The following is a 22,294-nucleotide window of genomic DNA, read 5'->3' as shown; positions in this document are numbered from 1 at the left end:
CTTGGCACATTCGAACCGATATGACACATCCCTATGCCGAAATTCCGACTGGACGAGACGGCGCTGACGGTCACGGCCGGCAGTTGCTTTGCCCAGCATGTCGGGCGTGCGCTGCGCCGCGCGGGGCTGCGTCTGCGCGATGTCGAGCCCCCGCCACGCGCCGTGCCCGCCGAGATCGCGGCGGCCTATGGCTACGGCATCTATTCGGCGCGCTACGGTAACATCTATACGACGCGCCAACTGCGCCAGCTTCTCGAGGATGCCGAAAGCGACCGGGTCGAGGCTTCGGATTTCTGGGCGCGCGGCGCGCGGATCCACGACGCCTTCCGCCCGAGGATCGAGCCCGACGGCTTTGCCTCGCTCGATGAGGCCATGGTCTTGCGCCGCGATCATCTGGGCGCGGTGCGGCGGCTCTTTCGCGGCGCGACGCATTTCATCTTCACGCTCGGGCTGACCGAAACCTGGGAAGAGCGCGCCTCGGGTCTGGTCTATCCGACCTGTCCGGGCGTGGTCGCGGGCGCCTTCGATCCCGAGAGATATGCCTTTCGCAACCTCTCCTTCGCCGAGGTTCTGGCCGATCTCGAGGCGGTGCGCAGCCATCTGCACCGCGCCCAGCCGGATCTGCGCATGATCCTGACGGTTTCGCCGGTGCCTTTGACCGCGACGGCCTCGGGCCAGCACGTTCTGGTCGCGACCCAGCGGTCCAAGGCGGTGCTGCGCGCGGCGGCGGACGAATTCGCGGCAAGCCATCCGGATGTCGATTATTTCCCCTCTTACGAGATCGTCACCAATCCGGCGGCGCGGGGCGCCTTTTTCCGCGAGGGCCTGCGCGAAGTCAGCGAGCAAGGGGTCGCGGCGGCCATGGCGGCGTTTTTGCGCGCGCATGGTTTGCCGCAAAAGCAGCCCGACGCCGAGCCGCAATCGGCTGAGGACAGCCCCGCCGATCCGACGGATGATGTGATCTGCGAAGAGGTGCTTCTCGAGGCGTTTCGCAAATGATCCCGCGCCGGTTGCTCATCATCGGCGATTCGCACACCGCCGCGCCCCGGATCGCCTTGCGGGAGACGCGTGCGCGCTGGCCTGATTTCGACCATGATGTCTTTGCCATGCCGGGAGGGTCGTTGCGTGCACTGGATCTTCGGGACGGGGTCTTTCTGCCCGCGAGTCCAGAAGCGCGCAAGGAAATGCGGTTTTATAACGATGTGACCGCGCTGCCGCTGCGCAGTTATGACGGGTTTATCGTCTTCGGCGGCCTGCAGTTTTCGTCCTCGGCGAGCTATCTCAGCCGACATCGGACCTCGGATCTGGCCGCTGCGCCGGGGCGGCCCCGGGCGCTGATGTCGGGCGGGTTTCTCGATGCGGTGCTGATGCGACGGGTCTCGCATTCCGTGGGGGTTCATGTGGCGAAAGCCCTTGAGGAGCTGGATCAAGGCCCGGTCCTTTTCATGTCGGCGGCGCTGCCCTCGGATGCGGTTCTGGGCTCGGCCGAGGCCAAATGGCAGGATTATCGCGATTTGGCCCGGCGCGGCGACGGCCCGGCCTATCATCAGCGCTTCTTGACCCAGCTCGATCGGGCTTTGGGGCCGGGGATCCGCAGGCTGTCGCAGCCCGCCGCGACGATTTCGGGTGAGGTCTTTACCGCCGCCGAATGGATGCGCGGCTCGTTTCGGATGAACCCGCGCCGCGATGTCGCCCATGGCGAGGAGGATATGATCCACACCAATCCGAGCTATGGCGCCTTGCAGATCGATGCGGCGATGGAGGCCTTTGCTGCCCTATAAAGCGTTGCGCGGCGGCGGGTTTTCGGCGCGGTTATAGGGCCGCCAATCGGTGATCTCGGGGTAGAACTGACGCCGCCAGGCGCGCACGCGCGGATTCATCCAGCGCCGCCAGAGCGGCGGGACCATGGCGACAAAGGTCATGGCGGGATAGCCGAAGGGCAGTTGCGGCGCCTCGTCCGGACTATAGGTCTGGAGAAGCGGGAAGCGGCGATCGGGCTTGGTGTGATGGTCGGAATGACGCTGGAGATTGATCAAAAGCCAGTTCGACGCGCGATGCGCCGCATTCCAGGAATGGCGCGGCAGGACATGCTCATAGCGGCCCTCGCCCAGATATTTGCGTGTCAGCCCGTAATGCTCGACGTAATTCGTCAGTTCGAGCTGCCAGATCGCGACCAAAGCCTGCCAAAGAAACAGCAAGATCCCCGCCAGACCGCCAAGCGCAAAGGCCAGCGCTAGCAAAGCGAGTTGCAGCGCGGCGTAGCGCCAGAAGGGATTGCGCAGATCGCGGGGGCTGCGGCCGCTGCGGGCGAGACGCGCCGCCTCGGCGCGCCAGGCGCTGCGCGGGCAGTCGCGCAGCACGCGGGCGAAGTAGCGGTGAAAGCCCTCATTATAGCGCGCAGTCACCGCATCGCGCGGGGTCGCAACCCAGGAATGGTGGACGTGAAGATGCTCGCTGCGGAAATGGGAATAGAGCGAGGCGGCGAGCAAGAGGTCTCCGAGCCAGCGTTCATGGGTATTTTTTTGATGAAGAAGCTCGTGGGCATAGACCATGCCGATCGTGCCCGAGGCCACGCCGATGCCGAAGAAGAGGCCGATCTGTTCGAGGCCCGACAGGTGGCCTTCGTGGCGGACATACCAGATCGCACCAAAGATCAGCGCGATTTGCAGCGGCGGCCAGATCAGCGTGATGGCACGATACCAGCGCAGATTGCGCTCGGGCGTCATCGGATCGGGGTTTTCCTCGCTGGTTCCGAGGAGGAGGTCCATGAGGCTGGTCAGATACCACGCATAGGCGGGCAGGATCAGGAACCACCAACCGCCCCAGAGGGTCGCGCAGATCGTGAGCGGGACCATGCCCAGAGACATCCAGAACGGGGCGGCGTCGATGAAGCGGGGGCGGAGCGGTTTGGTCATGAGGAAATCATCTGCGATTTCTTGCGCTTGCACCAGCGCGGGCGAGGCCATCCGGGGCGGCGAGGTCCCAGACCTTGCGCATGAGGCCGGGCAGTGCCTTGGGGTTGAAGTGATCGAGCGCCAGCAGGTCTCCGCGGCGGGGCGCGCCGCGCAGGGGGGCGGTCATCACGGTGAGATCGAGCGCGAAATGAGTGAAGATATGGCGCACGGTCCCGATCTCGCGCCAGTCGGCATCGGCGGGGGCGGGCAGGGCCGAGCCGTCCCAACCCGTCGAGGGAAAGGCCAGCGTGCCGCCGAGCAGGCCCTTTTCGGCGCGGCGTTCCGTGAGCACCGCGCCATTGGTGAAGCCGACCCAAGCCACGCCCTGACGCAGCGGCTTGGCCTTTTTCGGCGCCTTGCGGGGCAGATCGGCGGCAATGCCAAGCGCGCGCGCCTTGCAATCGTGAACGAGCGGGCAAATGCCGCAGGCCGGGTTTCGGGGCGTGCAGATCGTCGCGCCGAGATCCATCATCGCTTGCGCGAAATCGCCGGGCCGGGTGTCGGGGGTGAGCGTATCCGCGAGATCGCGCAGGATCGGTTTCGCGCCGGGCATCGGGGTTTCGACCGCGAAAAGCCGCGAGACGACGCGCTCGACATTGCCATCGACCACGGTTTCGGGGCGGTCGAAGGCGATGGCGGCAATCGCGGCCGAGGTATAGGGGCCGATGCCGGGCAAAACGCCGAGCCCCTCGCGCGTGTCGGGAAAACCGCCGCTTTCGCTGACTTTGCGGGCGCAGGCGAGAAGATTGCGGGCGCGGGCGTAATAGCCAAGCCCCGCCCATTCGGCCATGACGGCGGCGTCTTCGGCTGCCGCAAGGTCCTCGACCCGAGGCCAGAGCGTGGTGAAGCGGGTGAAATAGGCTTTGACGGCGGCGACGGTGGTTTGCTGAAGCATCACCTCGGACAGCCAGACCCGATAGGGATCGCCGGTTCCGGTCCCGGGCGGCATCCGCCACGGCAGCACGCGCGCGTGGCGGTCGTACCATTCGAGCAGATGGGGAGCTATCACTGTCTTTTCACGCAATTTTCAGACCCGACTCTCTGGCGTCCGGCGTCAGCACGGTCCAGACTGCATCAGAGTTCAGTTCTACGTCAGGACATGGCCCAATTGAAACCGGCTCCGTCGAAAAGCACATCGTCAAAAGGCTCTGCGTCGAAAGCAAATCAACCGCTCCGGCGGCGGATGCGCGGCTTTGAGGCGGCGGCATCTCTGGTCGCGCAGCCCGTGCGCGCGGTGGGCGAGTCGCGCGGCTTTGCCGTCGTGCGACTTTTGACCAATTGGGCCGAGGTGGTCGGGCCAGAGACCGCGGCCCGGACCCGTCCGGTGCGCATCGCGCATGGCCGTGGCTTTGGGGCGACGCTGACGCTTCTTGTCTCGGGCGCCCATGCGCCGCTGATCGAGATGGAACTGCCCCGGATCCGCGATAAGGTGAATGCCTGTTACGGGTTCAATGCCGTGTCGAAAATCGTTCTGACGCAGACGGCTCCGACCGGATTTTCCGAGGGACAGGCGCAATTCGTGCCTGCTCCGCGCAAACGGGCGGAGACGCCACCGACTGTTGAACAGCTGGATGCGGCGGCCTCTGTGGCGCAGGGGTTCAGCGACCCCGGCCTTGCGGCGGCGATGCGCCAGCTTGCTTTGAACACCCTGTCCCGCCGGGACACCAACGACCGAAAGGCCAATTCATGACGCTTTCCCGTTCCCTTTTCGCGACCGCTGCGGCTGTCGCGCTGTCGGCGCTGAGCTTCGCGCCCGCCTTCGCACAGGAAACTGCGACGCCGGCCCCCGCTCAGGCTCCGGCAGGCGAGGCCGCGGCCGCATCTGCGGCCTCGGACCAGCTGCCCGAGGGCAAGGTTTTGCCCGATATCGTTCTGGGCAAGGAAGATGCGCCGGTCACGATGATCGAATATGCGAGCTTCACCTGCAGCCATTGCCGCGATTTCCACAATGAGAATTTCGCCAAGCTGAAGTCGGAATATATCGACACCGGCAAGGTCAAGTTCATCCAGCGCGATGTCTATTTCGACGCGGTCGGCCTGTGGGCGGGCGTGCTGGCGCGCTGCGGCGGCGACGACAAATATTACGCCGTCTCGGATATGCTCTTTGAAGAGCAGCAGACCTGGCTTGCCGCCAAGACCGGCGATGAGATCGCCGCGAACCTGCGCAAAATCGGTGCCAAGGCTGGCATGACGCCCGAGCAGCTCGACGCCTGCTGGGCCGACAAGCAGACCGTCGCCAATCTGGTCACCACCTTCCAGAAGAACGCGGGCGACGACAAGATCGAGGGCACGCCGACCTTCATCATCGCCGGCGAGAAGGTGAACAACCAGCCTTGGGAGGGCCTGAAGAAAGTCCTCGACGACAAGATCGCAGCGGCAGGCAAATAAGCATGACGCCATTGGCCGGGCTCAAGGTTGTCGAGCTTGCGCGTATTCTGGCCGGACCTTGGTCCGGCCAGATTCTTGCCGATCTGGGCGCAGAGGTCATCAAGGTCGAGGCCCCCGAAGGCGATGACACGCGCCGCTGGGGGCCTCCGTTCATCAAGCGCGAGGGCGACGAAAGCGCCGCCTATTTCCACGCCACCAACCGCGGCAAGAAATCGGTCACGGCTGACTTTCGCAGCCCGGAAGGTCAGGCCAAGGTCCGCGAGCTGATCCGTGACGCCGATGTGCTGATCGAGAATTTCAAGGTCGGCGGTCTGGCGAAATACGGGCTCGACTACGCCTCGCTCGCCCAGATCAACCCGCGACTGGTCTATTGCTCGGTTACGGGCTTTGGCCAGGAGGGGCCTTACGCCCATCGCGCCGGTTACGACTACATCATCCAGGGTATGACCGGGCTGATGAGCGTGACCGGAGAGCCTAGCGCCCAGCCGCAGAAAGTCGGCGTGGCGGTGGTCGATGTCTTCACCGGCATCTATGCGACCGTTGGCATTCTGGCGGCTTTGCGTCAGCGCGACGTGACGGGCAGGGGCCAGCATGTCGATATGGCGCTGATGGATGTCGGCACGGCGATCATGGCCAATCAGGCGATGAATTACTTGGCGACCGGCACCTCGCCCCAGCGGCTTGGCAATGCTCATCCCAATCTCGTGCCCTATGCGGTCTTTGATTGCGCCGATGGTTTCGTCATCATCGCGACCGGCAATGACGGCCAGTATCGCCGCCTTTGCGCGGTTCTGGGCCTGCCTGCCTTGGCCGAGGCGCCGGATTATCTGACCAATGCCTTGCGCATCGCCAATCGCGAGGCGCTGACGGCGACGCTGACTTCGGTCACCAAGACTTGGAAGCGGGACGATCTTTTGGCCGCGCTTGAGGCCGAGGGCGTGCCAGCGGGGCCGATCAACGAGATGGCGGATGTTTTCGCCGATCCCCAGATCGTCGCGCGCGGCATGAAGATCATGCCCGAGGGCGTGCCGGGCGTGCGCACGCCAATCCGGTTTTCAGATGCGGAGCTGGCGCTGGATCGCGCCTCGCCGCGTCTGGGTCAGGACGACTAAAGCCCCAGCTCTGCCAGCCGCGCCTCGAGGGGCGCGGCATCGGCAAGCTCGAGCCGCACCGGCAAGGCCATGACATTCATGCGAAACGAGCGGGGCAGGCGCACCGCGTCCTTTTCCGTCGTGACCAGTTGCGCCCCGATCAGCCGCGATTCCGTTTCCAGCCGCGTCAGCATGGCGCGGGTGAAGGGCTGGTGATCTTCGAGCGCCTCGGCCCGGACGATTTCAGCGCCAAGGCTGCGCAGAGTGGCAAAGAATTTCTCGGGATGGCCGATGCCCGCGAAGGCGAGGACGCGGTGGTCCTGCCAATCAAAGCCCATCTGCAAGGGCTTCAGCGCGCCGCGCAAATGGGGAACGTCGCCCAGCTTTGCGCCCCAAACCGCTGTGAATTGCGCCTGCGCGGCCGCGTCTCCGATCGAGAGCAGCAGGTCCGCGCGGGCGAGCCCCTTGGCCACCGGCTCACGCAAGGGACCGGCGGGCAGGCAGCGGCCATTGCCGAAGCCCTTGGCGGCATCGACCACCACGAGCGACAGGTCATAGGCGAGCGCGGGGTCCTGAAAGCCATCATCGAGAAGGATCGCCTGCGCGCCTGCGGCCACCGCAGCCTTGGCCCCCGCAACCCGGTCATCAGCGACCCAGACCGGCGCGAAGGAGGACATCAGCAGCGGCTCATCCCCGGTCTGGCTCGCTTTATGGAGCCGCTCATCGACGCGGAGCGGGCCTTTCTCGGTCCCGCCATAGCCGCGAGAGACGATATGCACATCGACCCCGCGCGCGATCAGAAGTTGCGCCAGCATGATCGTCGTCGGCGTCTTGCCGGTCCCTCCGGCGTTGATATTGCCGATGCAGATCACCGGCACGCCGACACGCTCGCGCGCGCCTTTCGCCAGACGTTTCGCCGTGGCCGCGCCATAGATCGCGCCAAGCGGCGACAGCAGATGCGCGGCGAGGCCGGGTTTTCGGAACCAGAAGGCGGGGGGGCGGCGGCTCATCGTCTTCCTTCCATCGCGGTCAGGGTCTCGGAGACAATCCGGCGCACGACGGCCGCGCCGCCCGTGCAGACATTCCAGGCGCTCTGCGCGAGATTGGCGGCTTGATCGGCGAGGCTCAGATCGCCCACCGCCTGTTTCAGCGCGGCGCGGTCTCCGACCAGCCGCGCGGCATTCGCGCCATCAAGCTGCGCCCATTCCGCCTCAAAGGCACCAGTCAGGGGGCCGTGAATAATGGCCGAGCCGAGGGCTGCGGGCTCGAACGGGTGGCGGGGCGCGCGCGCCTCTCCGGCCATAAGCGTGCCGCCGACGAAACAGACCGGAGCCAGACGATACCACAGGCCCATTTCCTCATCATCCTCGGCGATAAGGATCTGGTCATCGGGCTTTGGATCCTCGTCATCTTCGCGCAAAATCGCGGTCATGCCGAGATCCTCGACCGATTGCAGGATCTCGGGCAGGCTGCCTTTGGGCAGGCCCGCGAGGATCATCATGGCGCGGTGGTTGTATTGCAGCGCGGCGTGGTGGGCGGCCAGTGCGGCCAGCGCCTCGGCCAAAGTGGGCGAGGCGACCAGCCAGATATGGCGGCCCCGCAGCATCTGGGCGAGCACCTGCCGTTCGGCCTCATTGCCGCGAATGGGGGCGCGGGTGTCGGTGACCGGGCCGGTCATTTCGATGCGGAACGGATCGACGCCGAAGCGGCGGGCGAGCGCCGCGCTTTGTTCATCGGGCGCGAGAATGCTATCGATGCGCCCCAAGGCGGCGCGCGAAATCGTATCCTGCCACAGCCCACGCCGCAAAGCCGTGCCGAGCCGCGCCTCGGCCATGACCAGCGGGATGCCGATCTGTGCCGCCGCCGCGATCAAGGGTACTGGCAGGTCATCGCCGAGGATCAGGACCCCGGCGGGGTTCAGCTGCGACAGCGCGGCGGTGGCGCGGCCAAGATCGTCCAGCGGGGGCAGATTGACAGTGCGCGCCGGCGCGGTCGTCTCGGCACCCGTTTTGGCGGTCGGCTGACGGGTTCCCCCGGCAAAGGCCACGCGCAGATCCTTCCTCGCCGACAAAAGCGCGCCGATGATCGGCGTCAGTGAGGCGGGGTCCTCTTGTCCGGCGGGCAGATGGAGCAGCAGCAGCGGCCCTTCTCCCGCCGGAACGGCGATCTCGGGCTCGGGGGTCGAGGTCAGCGCAACGCGCCGGCGCAGATGCAGCCAGAACGCCAGATTTCCCGCACCTCCTCCGAGCCCCGCCATCCCTCGCTTAGGCCCGGCTGCCCAGAGCCTCGGTCGGGCTGGCCTCGCGCTCTTCGTCGCGCAGGCGGTGAAGATGGGCGATGAAGTAACGGGTATGGGCGCTGTCGACGGTGCGCTGCGCTTCGGCTTTCCAGGCGGCATGGGCCGAGGCGTAATCGGGGAAGATCCCGACGACATGGATGTTGTTCACATCCTTGAACTCGCTGCGGGCGGGGTCGATCAACTCGCCGCCAAAGACCAGATGCAAACGTTGGGACATGGGAGAGCTCCTGTTTCCTTGCACGCGCAACCTATCCGAGCGAGCCCGCAAACCCAAGACGGAACCGCTAAAATGCGCGGAGCTTTGATGTGGCCGAAACCGGCAGGGCAGGGCTAACCTGCATTTGGGGGCAATGCCCGGGCCGATGGCAGTCGGCGGGGATCATGGCTTCGCGCTTGGTGATGTGGTGGCACCATGCGCGGAGGGAAGGGGCGCGGTCCGCCGACCCGCCCCTTCCCGCCTGATCGCTGGAACGGGGCGCGAAAATCGGCCTGAGATGCGCAGGGATGCGCACCTTGTTGGAGCTTGATCTAGGGACTTGTCGCTGAGGTCTTGGTGCGGGCGGCGGGACTCGAACCCGCACGGGCTTGCGCCCCAGGGAGTTTAAGTCCCATGCGTCTACCATTCCACCACGCCCGCACAGGACGAATCACTAACCTGCCCAAGGGGACGAGGCAAGCGGCTCACGCATCAGTTGCAGAAACGAGAACGGCTTCAATAGCTTCGCGTCGGCCGGTCAAAGACCTTGCGGCCCATCAGGCTGCCCAGAAGATCGACCATCAGCTTTGCGGTGCGGCCGCGATCGTCCAGAAACGGGTTCAGCTCGACCAGATCCAGCGAGCTGACCAGCCCGCTTTCATGCAGCAGCTCCATGACCAGATGCGCCTCGCGGAAGGTCGCGCCGCCGGGCACGGTGGTGCCAACAGCTGGGGCGATCGAAGGGTCGAGGAAATCGACATCGAGGCTGACATGCAAAAGGCCGTTTTCCGCATGGACCCGGTCCAGGAATTCGCGCAAGGGCGCGACGATGCCGCGCTCGTCAAGCACGCGCATGTCATTGACGATAATGTCGGTTTCCATCAGCGCAGCATTCTCGGCCGGATCGACCGAGCGGATGCCGAACATGCAGATATTGGCCTCGGGCACCGGGGCCGGGAACGGGGTCAGCGGCTCGAAGCCCGGCCGCCCGGCGGCATAGGCCATCGGCGTGCCATGCAGATTGCCCGAGGTCGAGGTCTCGAATGTGTGGAAATCGCTATGCGCGTCGAGCCAGATCACGAATTGCGGTCGTCCCGCCGCGCGGGCATGGGCGGCAACCCCCGCGACCGTGCCAAGCGAAAGCGAGTGATCCCCGCCCATGAAAACCGGCATTCCATCGGCCATGGCGGTGGTGGCAGCCGCCGCAAGCGCCTCGGTCCAGGCGATGGTTTCGGGCAGGTGATGGATCGCGGGGTTGCTGTGGATCTCGCCACGGCCCGGCAGGGGCGCGACATCGCCGCGATCCTCGACCGTATGGCCAAGCTCGGCGAGGGTCTGGGCAATGCCCGCGACCCGGTAGGCCATCGGGCCCATCAGACAGCCGGGGCGACGCTGGCCCTCATCGACAGGGGCTCCGATCAGGATGCAATGGGTCATGGGATGCTCCGCAATTATCTGCCCGAGTCTTTGCGGCTTGGCGGCTGAAAGTCCATCGCTCCTTTGCGTCCCCGCGCTTCACGCTTTCGCCAAGCGCGGGGGATGAAACGACAAACGGGCCACCCCCAAGGGCGGCCCGCTCGCAGTTTCTCGGCCCGTCTTAAGCGACCCGTCTTCAGAACCGTGTCGTCAGACCCAGCGTGAAGAGGCGGCCGTTTTCGCGGTAATCCACCTGCGATTGGGGCTGACCGTTGAAGAGGTTGTCGACCCCGACATTCAGCCGCGCGGTCTTGGTCAGATCATAGGCGGCTGCAACATTGACCAGATAATAGGCCTTGCTGTTCTGCCCCGGAGGCACGGAAGCCTGTTCGCCGCCGCCGACCTGAAGGCCGTCCGCGATGACATAGCCCGCCTGTTTGCCGATGTAATTGACCTCGGCTGAGAGGTTGAGCTGCTCGGTCGCCTGCCAGGCGAGACCGGTGGTGATGTTCCATTTCGGCGTCGTCGCCATCGGATAGGCCGTGCTGAAATCGCCGTATTTGAACTCGGATTTCGCGATATAGGTCAGCGAGTTGGTCCAGGTCAGATCGTCATTGATGCGATGCTCCAGCCCGGCCTCGATCCCGGCGGTCTTGCCATAATCGAAGTTGTCGCGCTCGAAGATCGGCGTGCCGTCGGGCAAAGTCCGGTTGGTCCGGCGCGCGCTGATCATGTTTTCGACATCGTTATAGAAGGCGGTGATTTCCCATTCCGTGCGGTCGCCCTGATAGTTCAGGCCGATCTCGTAGTTGTCCGAGGTCTCGGGCTTCAGATTGGGGTTGCCGACGATGGTGCAGGGGCCCTGATAGGGTTTGCAGCCATTGCCGCGCGAGTTGAGCTGGTAGTTCGGGTTGAGGCTGCGCAGATCGGGCGCGACGAAGGCCTGCGAATAGCCCGCCTTCAGCATCAGGCCAGAACCGAGATCATAGTTGGCATAGATCCGGGGCGTGACGTGGTTGCCGTACTTCTCGTGATGGTCGTAGCGGAGCCCGCCGGTCAGGCTCAGAGCATCGCTGACCGCGAACCGGCCCTCGCCGTAAAGCGCGACGGTATCGACCGAACCCTCGACGATGGTGCCCGCCGTCGCCGCCGGATCGACCAGCTTCTCGCGCGAGATCAGGCCGCCGACGGTGTAATCCAGCGTCCGCCCGCCAAGCTCGGTCGAGGCGGTATAGCGCGATTCGAGCGTGGTGGTGGTGTATTTGATCGCGGGATCCCAGTTCAGCGTGGTGCCGTTCCAGCTTTTGTTCTTGGAATCCTCGTAGCGCAGATAGCTCGACAGGGTGCCCGCGCCGATCTGCCATTCATTGCTCAGCGAGAAGCTCGATTTCGTGACCTCGTTGGTGTCGTGGCCATTTGAATCGGCGAGGTAATTGTCGCGCGAGAACTGCGCCTCGGCGCCCCATTCGACGCCTTGCTGCGGCGTCCAGGTCAGGCGGGTGCCGAGCGTCTTGGTCTTGATGCCGTTCGAGGTGTAAAGCGGCGTGTCGCCGCCCCGGCCCGGAACGATGGCATAGGGGGCTTTCGGCGCATCGATCTCGGCGAGCTTTGCCCAGATGGCGAGGCTGATGTTTTCGGCCAGCGGACCCGAAATATAGGCGCTGATGTTGCGGTTGTCCGCCGTGGTGTTCGAATCGGCAAAGCCGAATTCGGTGGTCACCGAGCCAGACCAGACATCGCTGCCCTTCTTGGTGATGATATTGATGACGCCGCCCATCGCATCCGAGCCGTAAAGCGTCGACATCGGGCCGCGCACGACCTCGATCCGCTCGATGGCGTCAAGCGGCACGGTTTGGAGATCGCCCTGATAATGGCGCGAGAAGGTGTTGCTCGAGCTGATACGCTTGCCGTCAACCAGCGTCAGCGTGCGGCCGGCGGGCATGCCACGGAAGGAGACGCTCGAAATCGCATTATTGCCGCGCGTCAGGTTGAGGCCGGGCACCGTGCGCAGCACATCCTTCAGATCGCGCGCGCCGCTGGCTTCAATCTTGTCCTGTCCGATCACCGTGATCGAGGCCGGAGCGTCCTGGATCGAGGTCGCGATGGACGAGGCCGAGGTCACGATCACGACCTTGTCGAGCTGGATCTGATCCTCGGGCGCCGCATCCTGAGCCTGCACCATTGCCGGAAGGGTCAGCGCGGTCAGTCCAAGCAGCAAAGCGCGGGTGGAGCGGAAGGCGGAAGGACCGCGGCGGGCGGGCGACAATTGGACGGGCATGGGGTCTCTCCAAAGGTTTCATGTCGATCTGCCTGGGTGGCCGACATGAGAGAGACAGCAGCGTACCTGAGTGAATCACTCAACTGTTACAATCTTGCGGCGGCAATGAACAACCTCAACCCCCGGGAATGGTCTGTGTCATAATGTCGCATCACTCAGATTTTATTGAAAATTACCCGTGAGGATTTGACCGATATGTCTCGGGAAGGGGGCGGGATGTAAAAAACCGCCAAAGCGCGGGGCTCTGGCGGTTTCTGGAAAACGGTCTGGGGCGGCGTGATTAGCTGCGGATGCCCTTGAAACGATCCTGCCATTCCTCGCGCTGCTCGTCGCTGATCTTGGCGAAAAGCACCTCGGGGGTGGTGAAGGCATGACCGGCGCCCAGAGCTTGCAGCGCGGCGGGCACGTCTTCGGGCCAATCGCGGTTTTCGGTCTGCATCCCTTCCAGCATCGCATCAGCGGCGAAGGGAATGAAGGGCGCGGACAGAACTGCGTAAAGCCGGATCAGGTTAAGGCCCAGACGGACCTGCATCGCGGCTTTCTCGGGGTCGGTCTTGAAGGTCGACCAGGGTGCTGCCGATTGCAGATATTCATTGCCCGAGACCCAGATCGCGCGCAGCTCGGCGGCGGATTTGCGGACCTCCATATGCGCCATGAAACCTTCATAGGCACGGACGCGGGCGGTCAGATCGGCGATCAGCGCCTCTTCCTCGGGGCCGTAGCTGCCACCGTCCGGCACGACCTCGCCGAATTTCGAGCGGCAGAATTTCGTGATCCGGCTGACGAAATTGCCCAGAACATCGGCGAGATCCTTGTTCACCGATTGCTGGAAATTGTCCCAGGTGAACTCGCTGTCGCCCGATTCCGGCGCATGGCTAAGCAGCCACCAACGCCAGTAATCGGCGGGCAGGATCGAGAGCGCCTGATCCATGAAGACACCCCGGCCTTGGCTGGTCGAGAACTGGCCGCCGTCATAGGTCAGGTAGTTGAAGGATTTGATGTAATCGACCAGCTTCCACGGCTCGCCCGAGCCGATGATCGTCGCCGGGAACGAGAGCGTATGGAAGGGGACGTTATCCTTGCCCATGAACTGGGTATAGGTGACATCCTCGGCGCCCTCATCCTTGCGCCACCAGCGCCGCCATGCGGCATCGGGCTCGCCGCGCGCATCCGCGCCCTCGGCGGTGGCCGCGATATAGGCGATGGGCGCATCGAACCAGACATAGAAGACCTTGCCCTCCATACCCGGCCAGGGCTGATCACCCTTCTTGACCGGAATGCCCCAGTCGAGATCGCGCGTGATGCCGCGATCCTGCAACCCGTCGCCGTCGTTCAGCCATTTCTTGGCGATCGAAGTCGTCAGGATCGGCCAGTCCTTTTTGCTGTCGATCCAGGTCTCGATCTGGTCGCGCAAAGCGCGCTGGCGCAGATAGAGGTGCTTGGTCGCGCGGACCTCGAGATTGGTCGAGCCCGAGATTGCCGAGCGCGGATTGATCAGATCGGTCGGGTCAAGCTGCTTGGTGCAGTTTTCGCATTGATCGCCGCGCGCCTTGTCATAGCCGCAATTCGGGCAGGTGCCCTCGATATAGCGGTCGGGCAGGAAGCGGCGGTCGTCGATCGAATAGACCTGACGCTCTTCGACTTCGGTGATGAAGCCGTTTTCGTCAAGCTTGCCCGCAAGATGCTGGGTCAGGATATGGTTGCGCTCGCTCGACGAGCGGCCGAAATGGTCGAAGGACAGGCCAAAGCGGCGCGCGATATCGGCCTGCACATCATGCATTTCCGCGCAATAGACAGCGACCGGTTTGCCGGCCTTCTGCGCGGCGAGTTCCGCCGGCGTGCCATGCTCGTCAGTGCCGCAGATGAACATCACCTCATCGCCGCGCCCGCGCAGATAGCGGGCGTAAAGATCCGCCGGCAACTGGCTGCCGACGAGGTTGCCCAGATGCTTGATGCCGTTGATATAGGGAATTGCCGAGGTGATGAGATGGCGCGCCATTGCTTCTGTCCTTGTGATCGAGGCTTATGTATCGGCAGGACGGGAAAAATGCCAGCGTTCAGCGCGTCCCGGCTGCATCGAGCGCCAGCCGCAGCAGATCATCGACATGCTCGCTGAGGGGCAGCTTGCGCGCCAGAACATCCTCGACCGGCTGCCAGGCGGCGGCGAGCGCGTCATCTGCCGCAACCGGCGCGCCCTCCAGATAATCGCACAGCACGCCCGCGAGCAGGAAGTGATAGCGCAGGAGGCCTGTCTCGTCGCGCAAGATCACGTCGATATTGTCGAGATAGCGCCTAGGCCGGGCGCGCACGCCAGTCTCTTCCCACAGCTCGCGCGCGGCGGCATCGAGCGCGGTTTCCCCCGATTCGACATGGCCGCCGGGAAAGCCCCAGAGTCCGGCATCGGGCGGATTTCGCCGTTGCACAAGCAAAACGCGGCCCTGATGCGGGACTACCGCAAGGGCCGCGAGGGTCGGTCTGACCAGATCCGCCAAGGCTTAGCGGCGACGGTCGCGGCGCGCGCTCATCGGCTGGAAGGCGACGCTGACATGGGCTTCGCAATAGGGCTTGCCCGCCTGGCTCGGCATACCGCAGAACCAGAATTTGTCGGTCGCCGGATCGCCGATCGGCCATTTGCAAGTCCGCTCGGTCAGCTCCATCAGCGACAGCTTGCGCGAGCGCTTTTCGATCTCGCGCGCCGAGGCAAGCGTCTCGGGGCTGATTTCATTGGCCGAGGGCTGCGGCGGCAGCGGCTGACCCGCCGGGATGATATTGCGGCGCGGGTTGAAGGCGACCGGTGCGGCGGGCTCGTCCGCGGGCTCTTCGGCTTTCGGCGCGGGTTCGACCACGCGCAGATGCGGCTCGGCCTGCGGCTTGGCGGCCGGGGCGGCGGGCTTCGGCGCGGCGGCCTGCACGGGCTGGGGCGCGGGTTCGGGCGCGGCAACCGGTGCCGGAGCAACTTCGGCCGCCTCTTCGGTGCGGTTCGACAGGCCCAGGCGATGGACCTTGCCGATGACGGCATTGCGCGTCACGCCGCCAAGTTCCTTGGCGATCTGGCTGGCCGACTGGCCTTCCGCCCACATCCGTTTCAGCGTTTCGACGCGTTCGTCGGTCCAGGACATGATTTGCCTTTCCATTCGGGTCAGGGCCGACCCGAGGTCGTTCGTGGTTGCGGCTTCAATTCTTCAAAGCCCGGTTCTAAACGGGATGCAATGAGATACCCGCCTCTCCCCGAAAATTCAAGGAGCGCCGATGCAAGAGAGCCTTCACAGCCACGAATATTCTGATATTGGCACGCGCCGCTTCGGTCGGGTGAACTGGATCGGGCTCTACACGCTGGGGCGGCGCGAGACGATGCGCTTTCTCGCGGTCTGGCAACAGACCGTCTTTGCGCCCCTGATGACCGCCGCGCTCTTCGTGCTGGTCTTTGCCTTGGCGCTTGGCAAGGGCCGGGGCGAGATCATGGGCCTGCCCTATCTCGCCTTCCTCGGGCCGGGGATCCTGATGATGACGGTGATCCAGAACGCTTTCGCCAATACCTCGTCCTCGATGATCTCGGCCAAGATGCAGGGCAATATCGTCGATACGCTGATGCCACCCTTGTCGGCGGCCGAGATCCTCACGGGCTATCTGACCGGATCGCTGATCCGTGCGCTTCTGGTGGCCTCGGTCATCGCCATCGGCATGGCGTTGACGATCGGGCAGGGGATTGCCCACCCGCTCTGGGCGCTGACTTTCGTCGTTCTGGCCGCGCTTTTGATGGGCGGGCTGGGGCTTCTGAGCGGGATCATCGCGCAGAAATTCGACCAGATGGCGGTCATCACCAATTTCATCGTGACGCCTTTGTCGTTTCTGTCGGGGACCTTCTATTCGGTGCAGGCCCTGCCGCAGCCCTTCCGCACGCTCGCCCATTGGAACCCGATCTTCTACCTGATCGACGGCGCGCGCTACGGCATTGCGGGCGTCAGCGATGCGCCGGTCTGGCGCGGCTTTGCGGTCTGTCTGGCGACGGTCGCGGTGGTGCTTTTCATCGCCTGGCGCTGGCTGAAAACCGGCTACCGGATGAAGCCCTGAGGTCACGCTTTGCCGCAGAATAACGCTGCGGCAAAATCAGCCCTTGCATGGCGCAAAAATCTCGCGCAGGGTCCCGGCCATGATCGTACGGACCATCATCTCTCGCCGTCCCCGACGTTGATTCTGTCAACGACCGATCTCGCCTGCCCATCTTTTACAATCCGGTGCCGCAATGATTGCGGCTTTTCCCTGCAAAGGATCTCGCTATGATTCCGCACGTCCTTCCGACTTATAACCGCGCCGATCTCGCCTTTGAAAAGGGCGAGGGGGTCTGGGCCATTACGGCGGACGGCACGCGATATCTGGATCTGGGCGCGGGGATCGCGGTCAATGTGCTTGGCCATGCCAACCCCGATCTGGTCGCGGCTTTGACCGATCAGGCGCAGAAGATCTGGCATGTCTCGAACCTCTACCACATTCCGGGGCAGGAAAAGCTCGCCGATCTGCTGGTCGCCAACACCTTCGCCGATACGGTCTTCTTCACCAATTCGGGCACCGAGGCCGCCGAGCTCGCGATCAAGATGGTGCGCAAATATTGGGACAGCGAAGGCCAGCCCGAGCGGATCGAGATCCTGACCTTCGAAGGCGCCTTCCACGGCCGCTCGACCGGTGCAATCGCCGCCTCGGGTTCCGAGAAAATGACCAAGGGTTTTGGCCCGCTCCTGCCCGGTTTCCGCTCGCTGCCCTGGGGCGATATGGAGGCGCTGAAGGCCGCGATCTCTGACAAGACCGCCGCGATCATGCTGGAGCCCATTCAGGGCGAGGGCGGCATTCGCCCGCTCCCGGACGCCGATCTGAAGCTGATCCGCGAGCTCTGCGATCAGACCGGCGCGCTTTTGGTTCTGGACGAGGTGCAGGCGGGCATGGGCCGGACCGGCAAGCTCTTTGCCCATGAATGGGCGGGGATCTCGCCCGATATCATGATGGTCGCCAAAGGCATCGGCGGCGGCTTCCCGCTTGGCGCGCTGCTTGCGACCGAAAAGGCCGCGAAAGGCATGGTCGCGGGCACGCATGGCTCGACCTATGGCGGCAACCCTCTGGGGGCCGCTGTCGGCACGCGGGTGATGGAAATCGTCGCCACGCCGGAGTTTCTGGCTGAGGTGAACCGCAAGGCGGGCCTCTTCCGCCAAAAGCTCGAAGCTCTGGTCGCGGCCCATCCGAACACGCTCGAAGGCGTGCGCGGCCAAGGGCTGATGCTCGGGCTGAAAACCAAGGTCGCCCCCGCCGATCTGGTGAAAGCGGGCTATGCCGAGCATATCCTGACGGTGCCGGCGGCGGACAATACGCTGCGCCTCTTGCCGCCGCTCAACATCACCGATGACGAGATCGCCGAGGCGGTCGCCCGGCTCGACAAAGCGGCAGCAAGGCTCGATGGCTAAGCGCGTCCCTCTGCGCTGCACCGGCTTCGCTCCCCTGTTGGGGGCGGGGTCCGCAGACATGCAGGCTCTTGGCATCGGCACAAAAACCTTCTCCCTCAGCGACGCGACAGAGGGGTTTTCGGTCGCGGGCCCGGCGGTTCGGCGCCTGACCCGCCACCGATGAGGCGGCGACGCCCCAATCGCGGCTTTTCCGCGCTCGCCCCTTGACCTGCCCCCCGCGCTGCTGATTGGCTCGCGGGATCCAGCCGAAAGTTTCCGATCCATGAAGAATTTTCTCGACATCCACACCACCGCCAAGGCCGATCTGCAGGAGATGATCGCCAGCGCCCGCCGGATGAAGGATGCCCGCAACGGCCGTCCGAAAGGCGCGCCGGATGATGACCTGCCGCTCAAGAATCGCATGGTCGCGCTGATCTTCGAAAAGCCCTCGACCCGGACCCGCGTCAGCTTCGACGTGGGGGTGCGCCAGCTCGGCGGCCAGACGATGGTGCTTTCGGGCAGCGAAATGCAGCTGGGCCACGGCGAAACCATCGCCGACACCGCCCGGGTGCTGTCGCGCTATGTCGATCTGATCATGATCCGCACCTTCGAGGAAGCGACGCTTCTGGAAATGGCGGAACATGCCACGGTCCCGGTCATCAACGGGCTGACGAACCGCACCCATCCCTGCCAGATCATGGCCGATATCCTGACCTATGAAGAGCATCGCGGCCCGATCCGTGGGCGCAAGGTGGTGTGGTCGGGCGACGGCAACAACGTCTGCGCAAGCTTCCTGCACGCCGCGGGACAATTCGGCTTTGATCTGACCTTCACCGGTCCGCAACCGCTTGATCCCGAACAGGAATGGGTCGATTTCGCGCGCGCGCAGGGCTCGACTGTGGTGATCGAGCGCGATCCGGTCAAAGCCGTCGAAGGCGCCGATCTGATCGTGACCGATACCTGGGTCTCGATGCATGATCCGCAATCGGCCAAGGAACGCCGCCACAACCAGCTGCGGCCCTATCAGATCAATGAGGCGCTGATGGCCCATGCCAAACCGGATGCGCTCTTCATGCATTGCCTGCCCGCCCATCGCGAGGATGAGGTCACGAGCGCGGTCATGGATGGCCCGAATTCGGTGATTTTCGATGAGGCCGAAAACCGGCTTCATGCCCAGAAAGCGGTTCTGCGCTGGTGCGTCGGCGCCTGAAAAAGCAGACAGGGGGGCGGCAAAACCGCCTCCCGATTGCGCCGCCTCAACCGGCCCGCAAAACCGCCGCGGCAATCATTTCGGGCACCTCGTCAGCCAGCCCGAGAGGTGGCAGCACGATCCCCTGAAACTCGGCCTCAGTCAAAGCTCGCGGCAGATCCTCGATGACATGCCCGGCCGAGGTGGCGAAAAACGGCAGACAGATCGCCTGCCTCCCAAGCCCCGCCGCCGCCTCGGCGAGAAAAGGTGCCTCCTCGACAAAACCGCAGCCCACCTGATGAACCTCACCGCCAAGCGCCGCAGCCAAGGCGCGCGCCGCCGCGGCAGGCGCAGGCGAACGACCCGAGCCATGCGCGGCAATCAGCAAGCTCACCGCCTCCAGAGCCCAGCCCTGCGCGGCAGCAGCCCGGCGCAACAGCACGAGAGAAAGCCCGGGCAAGCCCGCATCGCTGCCAAAGGGCGGCAGGATCTCAACCCCCTCCACCGCAGTCAAAGCCAAGCGACGCGGCAGCTCGACCTTGGTAAACCAGCCCCCCGCCATGAACATCGGATAGACCAGCGCGTCCGCAAGCAACCCGGCCTCAAGCGCCCCTTCCGCCGCCAAGGTCGCGCCCCGCACCTCGCGCCCCGGCAAATGCCGAGCAACCCGCGCGGCCAATGCCTCGATCGCCGTTTGCTGCGGGCCCGGATCGCCCGGTTGGCCATGGGCCACAATCAGAACCGGCCGCGTCATCACCTCACAGCCCGTCTTTCATGCCCAAATATCCCCGCCGGAGGCAGCTAAGCCCGCTCATGCGCGAAACGAGGCGTCAAAGGGCGCAGGAATCGGGAATTCTTCAAGCGCGCGGGCGCGTGCCATGGCCGACATCTTGCGCGCGGTCTTCTCGACGATCCGCACCATCTCTTCGGGTTCACGCGTCCCGGCGAAAGGCCCGAGATACCAGCGAATGAAGGTGAAGCAAGCGACATCTTCCAGCGCTTGCACGCCATCGTCGCGCTTGATCCCCTGTTTCGTCAGCATCTTTTCGGCCTGCGCGATCTCTTCCGCGCCATAACCCGCCTCGGCCATGAGACCGGCCACGCGCGCCGCATGGCGACGACCCTGCTCGGTGCGCCAGGCGAGATAGCCTGCGCGGTCCATCGGGAACTCCTGCCGCGCGAGCAGCCAGCGTTCGATATGCTGGCCCCGGCAGGCGATGCGCAGCACCTCCGAGGCTTCGGGATAGAGCAGCGCCTGTTCCGCGCTCATGCGCTGGCCGTAAAGCAGCGCATCGGCCTCGCCCTCCTTGCGGTTGGGGTCCTGAGCATTGGCCGCGTCAATGGCGGCGAAGACCTTGTCGAGACGCGGGCTGGTTGCGGGTTGCGGATTGGGCATGGCACTGGCTCCTTTTCCCGCCATCTTGCGCCAAGCCCCTGCGGCGTCAATCGCATTGCTGCGCCGCGCGCCCGCGGCTAGCTTGGCGGGATGCTGAACGAGATCACATTCGCCTGGGCCGAACTCCTCCTTGCGCTGGCGGCCTTCCTGGGCGCCCATATTATCCCGATCCGTTTCAAGGATCAGTTAACGGACCTGCTCGGGCGGCGGTTTTATCTGCTGTTCTATTCGGCGCTGTCGCTTTTCTTGCTCTATTGGCTGATCTTGGCCGCCGGACGCGCGCCGATCGTGATGCTGTGGCCGCAGGCGAGCTGGATGCGCTGGCTCGTCAATCTGGTCATGCCTCTGGCCTTCCTCCTTGGTGCGACCGGAGGCTTTGCGGGCGTGCTCACCGGATTTGCGCTCTGGGCGGGCGCGCATCTGATCGCGAATGGCGATCTGGCGCATGTGGGGCTCTTCGGCTTTCTGCTCGCCTATGCGCTGGTCGGGTTTTGGCGCGCGCGGCCTGTCTTGCGGCTCAAGCTGACGCCGCTCAGGATCGGGATCGGGCTTTTGCTCTGGGCGGCGATGCTGCGCGCCCATGCGGCGCTGATCGGGGTCTCGCCGCTGCCCTGAGGCCCTGCCTCACGCCAGAGGCGTCCGAAAGTCCTCGGGCACCGTATCGCGCCCCTCCAGCGCCAGATCCGCGACCATGCCCGCCACTGCGGGCGCCATGCCGAAGCCGATCTTGAAGCCGCCATTCGCGACGATATGGCCGGGCCGTCCGGGCCAGGCTCCGATCAGCGGCGCGCGGCTTTTCGCGCGCGGCCGGATGCCTGCCCACCGATCGACGACCGCCGCGCCCTCAAGGCCGGGGCAGATCGCGCGCGCCTTGATGATCAGCGCATCGAGCTGATCGTCGGTCGCCAGATCCATGACCTCGCGCTCCGAGGTCGAGCCGATCCCGACCGTGCCATCGACATGGGGCACCAGATGCAGGGCATCGGCAAAGACCTGCGGCGCATCGGGCGCGGCAAAGGCCAAAAGCGCGGACTGGCCCTTGACGCCATTGCCGCCAAAGGGCGCGAGCCCGGCGGTGCCAGTGGCCCAGATCGCGGGCGTCTCGGGATCCGCAGGCGTGCCTTCGATGATCTCGCCGCCCTTAGCACGGATCGCCCCAGCCAAAGCCGCGAGCGCCAGCCGGGGGTGAAGCCGCGCGGTCAGATTGTCGTAAAGCCAAAGCCCGTCGGCGCTGAGGGGCGCAAGCGGACCCTCGGCCTCGCGGCGGATCTCCATCCGCGCCCAATCGGGCCAATATTGGCGCGCGCCGGCAATGCGCGCCTCGATCCGGGACAGGGCGCTTGCCGCAATCGGCTGGAGCCGCCCGGTGCGGCCATAGCCCGAGGGCAGGCCCGCATGGTCCTCGATCTCGCGCCACCAATCGGCGGCCCCGATCAGGGCATCAAGCTGGATCTGCTTTTTCGGGTTCCAGGTCTCGGGCGCATGGGGAGCCAAGGCGCCGACCGTGCCGCCGCTTGAACCGGCGCCGATGTGCTGGGCCTCGATCACCCGGACCGCGCCGCCGCGCCGCAGGATCTCCCAGGCGCAGGACAGGCCGAAGATCCCCGCGCCCGCCACCGTGATGATCTTTTCGCTTGTCATTCGCCCCACCGCGCCGC

At 64.9% G+C, this 22,294-nt stretch carries 22 protein-coding genes and 1 tRNA gene; 9 read left to right on the top strand and 14 right to left on the bottom strand.

The genetic code is table 11. The features are described from left to right. Positions 1-33 precede the first annotated feature (33 nt). Both JCM7686_RS15570 and JCM7686_RS15565 read left to right on the top strand, forming a co-directional pair. A complete protein-coding gene (locus JCM7686_RS15570; protein WP_020951749.1) occupies positions 34-999 on the top strand; it encodes a GSCFA domain-containing protein in 966 nt (321 codons plus the stop codon). Between the two features lie 185 nt (positions 1,000-1,184). Then, on the top strand, positions 1,185-1,781 hold the full coding sequence (locus JCM7686_RS15565; protein WP_148292634.1) for a hypothetical protein: 597 nt from the start codon (positions 1,185-1,187) through the stop codon (positions 1,779-1,781). Here JCM7686_RS15565 and JCM7686_RS15560 read toward each other — a convergent pair. Both JCM7686_RS15560 and JCM7686_RS15555 read right to left on the bottom strand, forming a co-directional pair. Further along, a complete protein-coding gene (locus JCM7686_RS15560; RefSeq protein WP_041528006.1) occupies positions 1,776-2,915 on the bottom strand; it encodes an alkane 1-monooxygenase in 1,140 nt (379 codons plus the stop codon). The genes JCM7686_RS15565 and JCM7686_RS15560 overlap by 6 nt on opposite strands. 7 nt (positions 2,916-2,922) lie before the next feature. After that, entirely contained in the window at positions 2,923-3,903 is a 981-nt protein-coding gene (locus tag JCM7686_RS15555) for an A/G-specific adenine glycosylase (protein WP_084621180.1), read from the bottom strand. Between the two features lie 234 nt (positions 3,904-4,137). Between JCM7686_RS15555 and JCM7686_RS15550 the strand changes: the two genes are divergently transcribed. From JCM7686_RS15550 to JCM7686_RS15540, 3 genes are read left to right on the top strand one after another with little or no spacing between them, the layout of a single operon-like run. Next, positions 4,138-4,644: a DUF721 domain-containing protein gene (locus JCM7686_RS15550; RefSeq protein WP_041527412.1), complete on the top strand. Its 507-nt coding sequence runs from the start codon at positions 4,138-4,140 to the stop codon at positions 4,642-4,644. After that, the gene (locus tag JCM7686_RS15545; RefSeq protein WP_020951744.1) at positions 4,641-5,342 is read left to right on the top strand and encodes a DsbA family protein; all 702 of its coding nucleotides are present in this window, start codon (positions 4,641-4,643) and stop codon (positions 5,340-5,342) included. The genes JCM7686_RS15550 and JCM7686_RS15545 overlap by 4 nt, the downstream gene beginning before the upstream one ends. Positions 5,343-5,344: 2 nt before the next feature. Beyond that, entirely contained in the window at positions 5,345-6,454 is a 1,110-nt protein-coding gene (locus JCM7686_RS15540; RefSeq protein WP_020951743.1) for a CaiB/BaiF CoA transferase family protein, read from the top strand. Here JCM7686_RS15540 and lpxK read toward each other — a convergent pair. The 9 genes from lpxK to JCM7686_RS15495 all read right to left on the bottom strand — a co-directional run bounded on the left by lpxK (position 6,451) and on the right by JCM7686_RS15495 (position 15,741). Next, positions 6,451-7,443, bottom strand: a complete 993-nt coding sequence (gene lpxK / locus JCM7686_RS15535; protein WP_020951742.1) for a tetraacyldisaccharide 4'-kinase — start codon at positions 7,441-7,443, stop codon at positions 6,451-6,453. The genes JCM7686_RS15540 and lpxK overlap by 4 nt on opposite strands. Beyond that, entirely contained in the window at positions 7,440-8,690 is a 1,251-nt protein-coding gene (locus JCM7686_RS15530; protein ID WP_020951741.1) for a 3-deoxy-D-manno-octulosonic acid transferase, read from the bottom strand. Before JCM7686_RS15530 ends, lpxK begins: the two co-directional genes overlap by 4 nt. Positions 8,691-8,697: 7 nt before the next feature. Continuing rightward, positions 8,698-8,949: a DUF4170 domain-containing protein gene (locus tag JCM7686_RS15525; RefSeq protein ID WP_020951740.1), complete on the bottom strand. Its 252-nt coding sequence runs from the start codon at positions 8,947-8,949 to the stop codon at positions 8,698-8,700. 334 nt (positions 8,950-9,283) lie between these two features. Then, a tRNA-Leu gene (locus JCM7686_RS15520) sits at positions 9,284-9,369 on the bottom strand. A gap of 75 nt (positions 9,370-9,444) precedes the next feature. Next, positions 9,445-10,365 (bottom strand): arginase, encoded by a 921-nt coding sequence (rocF, locus tag JCM7686_RS15515; RefSeq protein ID WP_020951739.1) that lies wholly within the window; start codon positions 10,363-10,365, stop codon positions 9,445-9,447. Between the two features lie 175 nt (positions 10,366-10,540). Beyond that, positions 10,541-12,622 (bottom strand): TonB-dependent receptor plug domain-containing protein, encoded by a 2,082-nt coding sequence (locus JCM7686_RS15510; RefSeq protein WP_020951738.1) that lies wholly within the window; start codon positions 12,620-12,622, stop codon positions 10,541-10,543. Positions 12,623-12,902: 280 nt separating this feature from the next. Then, on the bottom strand, positions 12,903-14,621 hold the full coding sequence (gene metG / locus JCM7686_RS15505; RefSeq protein ID WP_020951737.1) for a methionine--tRNA ligase: 1,719 nt from the start codon (positions 14,619-14,621) through the stop codon (positions 12,903-12,905). Positions 14,622-14,679: 58 nt separating this feature from the next. After that, the gene (locus JCM7686_RS15500) at positions 14,680-15,114 is read right to left on the bottom strand and encodes an NUDIX hydrolase (protein ID WP_407946428.1); all 435 of its coding nucleotides are present in this window, start codon (positions 15,112-15,114) and stop codon (positions 14,680-14,682) included. Between the two features lie 3 nt (positions 15,115-15,117). Beyond that, a complete protein-coding gene (locus JCM7686_RS15495; protein ID WP_041527411.1) occupies positions 15,118-15,741 on the bottom strand; it encodes a GcrA family cell cycle regulator in 624 nt (207 codons plus the stop codon). 130 nt (positions 15,742-15,871) lie between these two features. Here JCM7686_RS15495 and JCM7686_RS15490 point away from each other — a divergent pair, with 130 nt between their 5' ends. The 3 genes from JCM7686_RS15490 to argF all read left to right on the top strand — a co-directional run bounded on the left by JCM7686_RS15490 (position 15,872) and on the right by argF (position 19,261). Then, positions 15,872-16,693: an ABC transporter permease gene (locus tag JCM7686_RS15490; RefSeq protein WP_020951734.1), complete on the top strand. Its 822-nt coding sequence runs from the start codon at positions 15,872-15,874 to the stop codon at positions 16,691-16,693. 206 nt (positions 16,694-16,899) lie between these two features. Next, entirely contained in the window at positions 16,900-18,072 is a 1,173-nt protein-coding gene (locus JCM7686_RS15485; RefSeq protein WP_020951733.1) for an aspartate aminotransferase family protein, read from the top strand. 262 nt (positions 18,073-18,334) lie between these two features. Then, positions 18,335-19,261: an ornithine carbamoyltransferase gene (argF, locus tag JCM7686_RS15480; RefSeq protein ID WP_020951732.1), complete on the top strand. Its 927-nt coding sequence runs from the start codon at positions 18,335-18,337 to the stop codon at positions 19,259-19,261. 46 nt (positions 19,262-19,307) lie between these two features. Here the strand turns inward: argF and JCM7686_RS15475 are convergent, their stop codons facing one another. After that, complete coding sequence (locus JCM7686_RS15475) at positions 19,308-19,994, bottom strand: sirohydrochlorin chelatase (protein WP_020951731.1); 687 nt, start codon at positions 19,992-19,994, stop codon at positions 19,308-19,310. Positions 19,995-20,051: 57 nt separating this feature from the next. Then, positions 20,052-20,636: a DUF4202 domain-containing protein gene (locus tag JCM7686_RS15470; protein WP_041527410.1), complete on the bottom strand. Its 585-nt coding sequence runs from the start codon at positions 20,634-20,636 to the stop codon at positions 20,052-20,054. Between the two features lie 90 nt (positions 20,637-20,726). On the opposite strand from JCM7686_RS15470, the gene JCM7686_RS15465 reads away from it, so the two are divergent. Further along, the gene (locus JCM7686_RS15465) at positions 20,727-21,251 is read left to right on the top strand and encodes an NnrU family protein (RefSeq protein WP_020951729.1); all 525 of its coding nucleotides are present in this window, start codon (positions 20,727-20,729) and stop codon (positions 21,249-21,251) included. Between the two features lie 9 nt (positions 21,252-21,260). Here the strand turns inward: JCM7686_RS15465 and JCM7686_RS15460 are convergent, their stop codons facing one another. Next, a complete protein-coding gene (locus JCM7686_RS15460) occupies positions 21,261-22,277 on the bottom strand; it encodes an NAD(P)/FAD-dependent oxidoreductase (RefSeq protein ID WP_020951728.1) in 1,017 nt (338 codons plus the stop codon). Positions 22,278-22,294: the final 17 nt, after the last annotated feature.

Origin of the sequence: Paracoccus aminophilus JCM 7686, assembly GCF_000444995.1 — a bacterium.
GTDB lineage: Bacteria > Pseudomonadota > Alphaproteobacteria > Rhodobacterales > Rhodobacteraceae > Paracoccus > Paracoccus aminophilus.
This window is presented reverse-complemented; position numbering and strand designations above follow the sequence as displayed.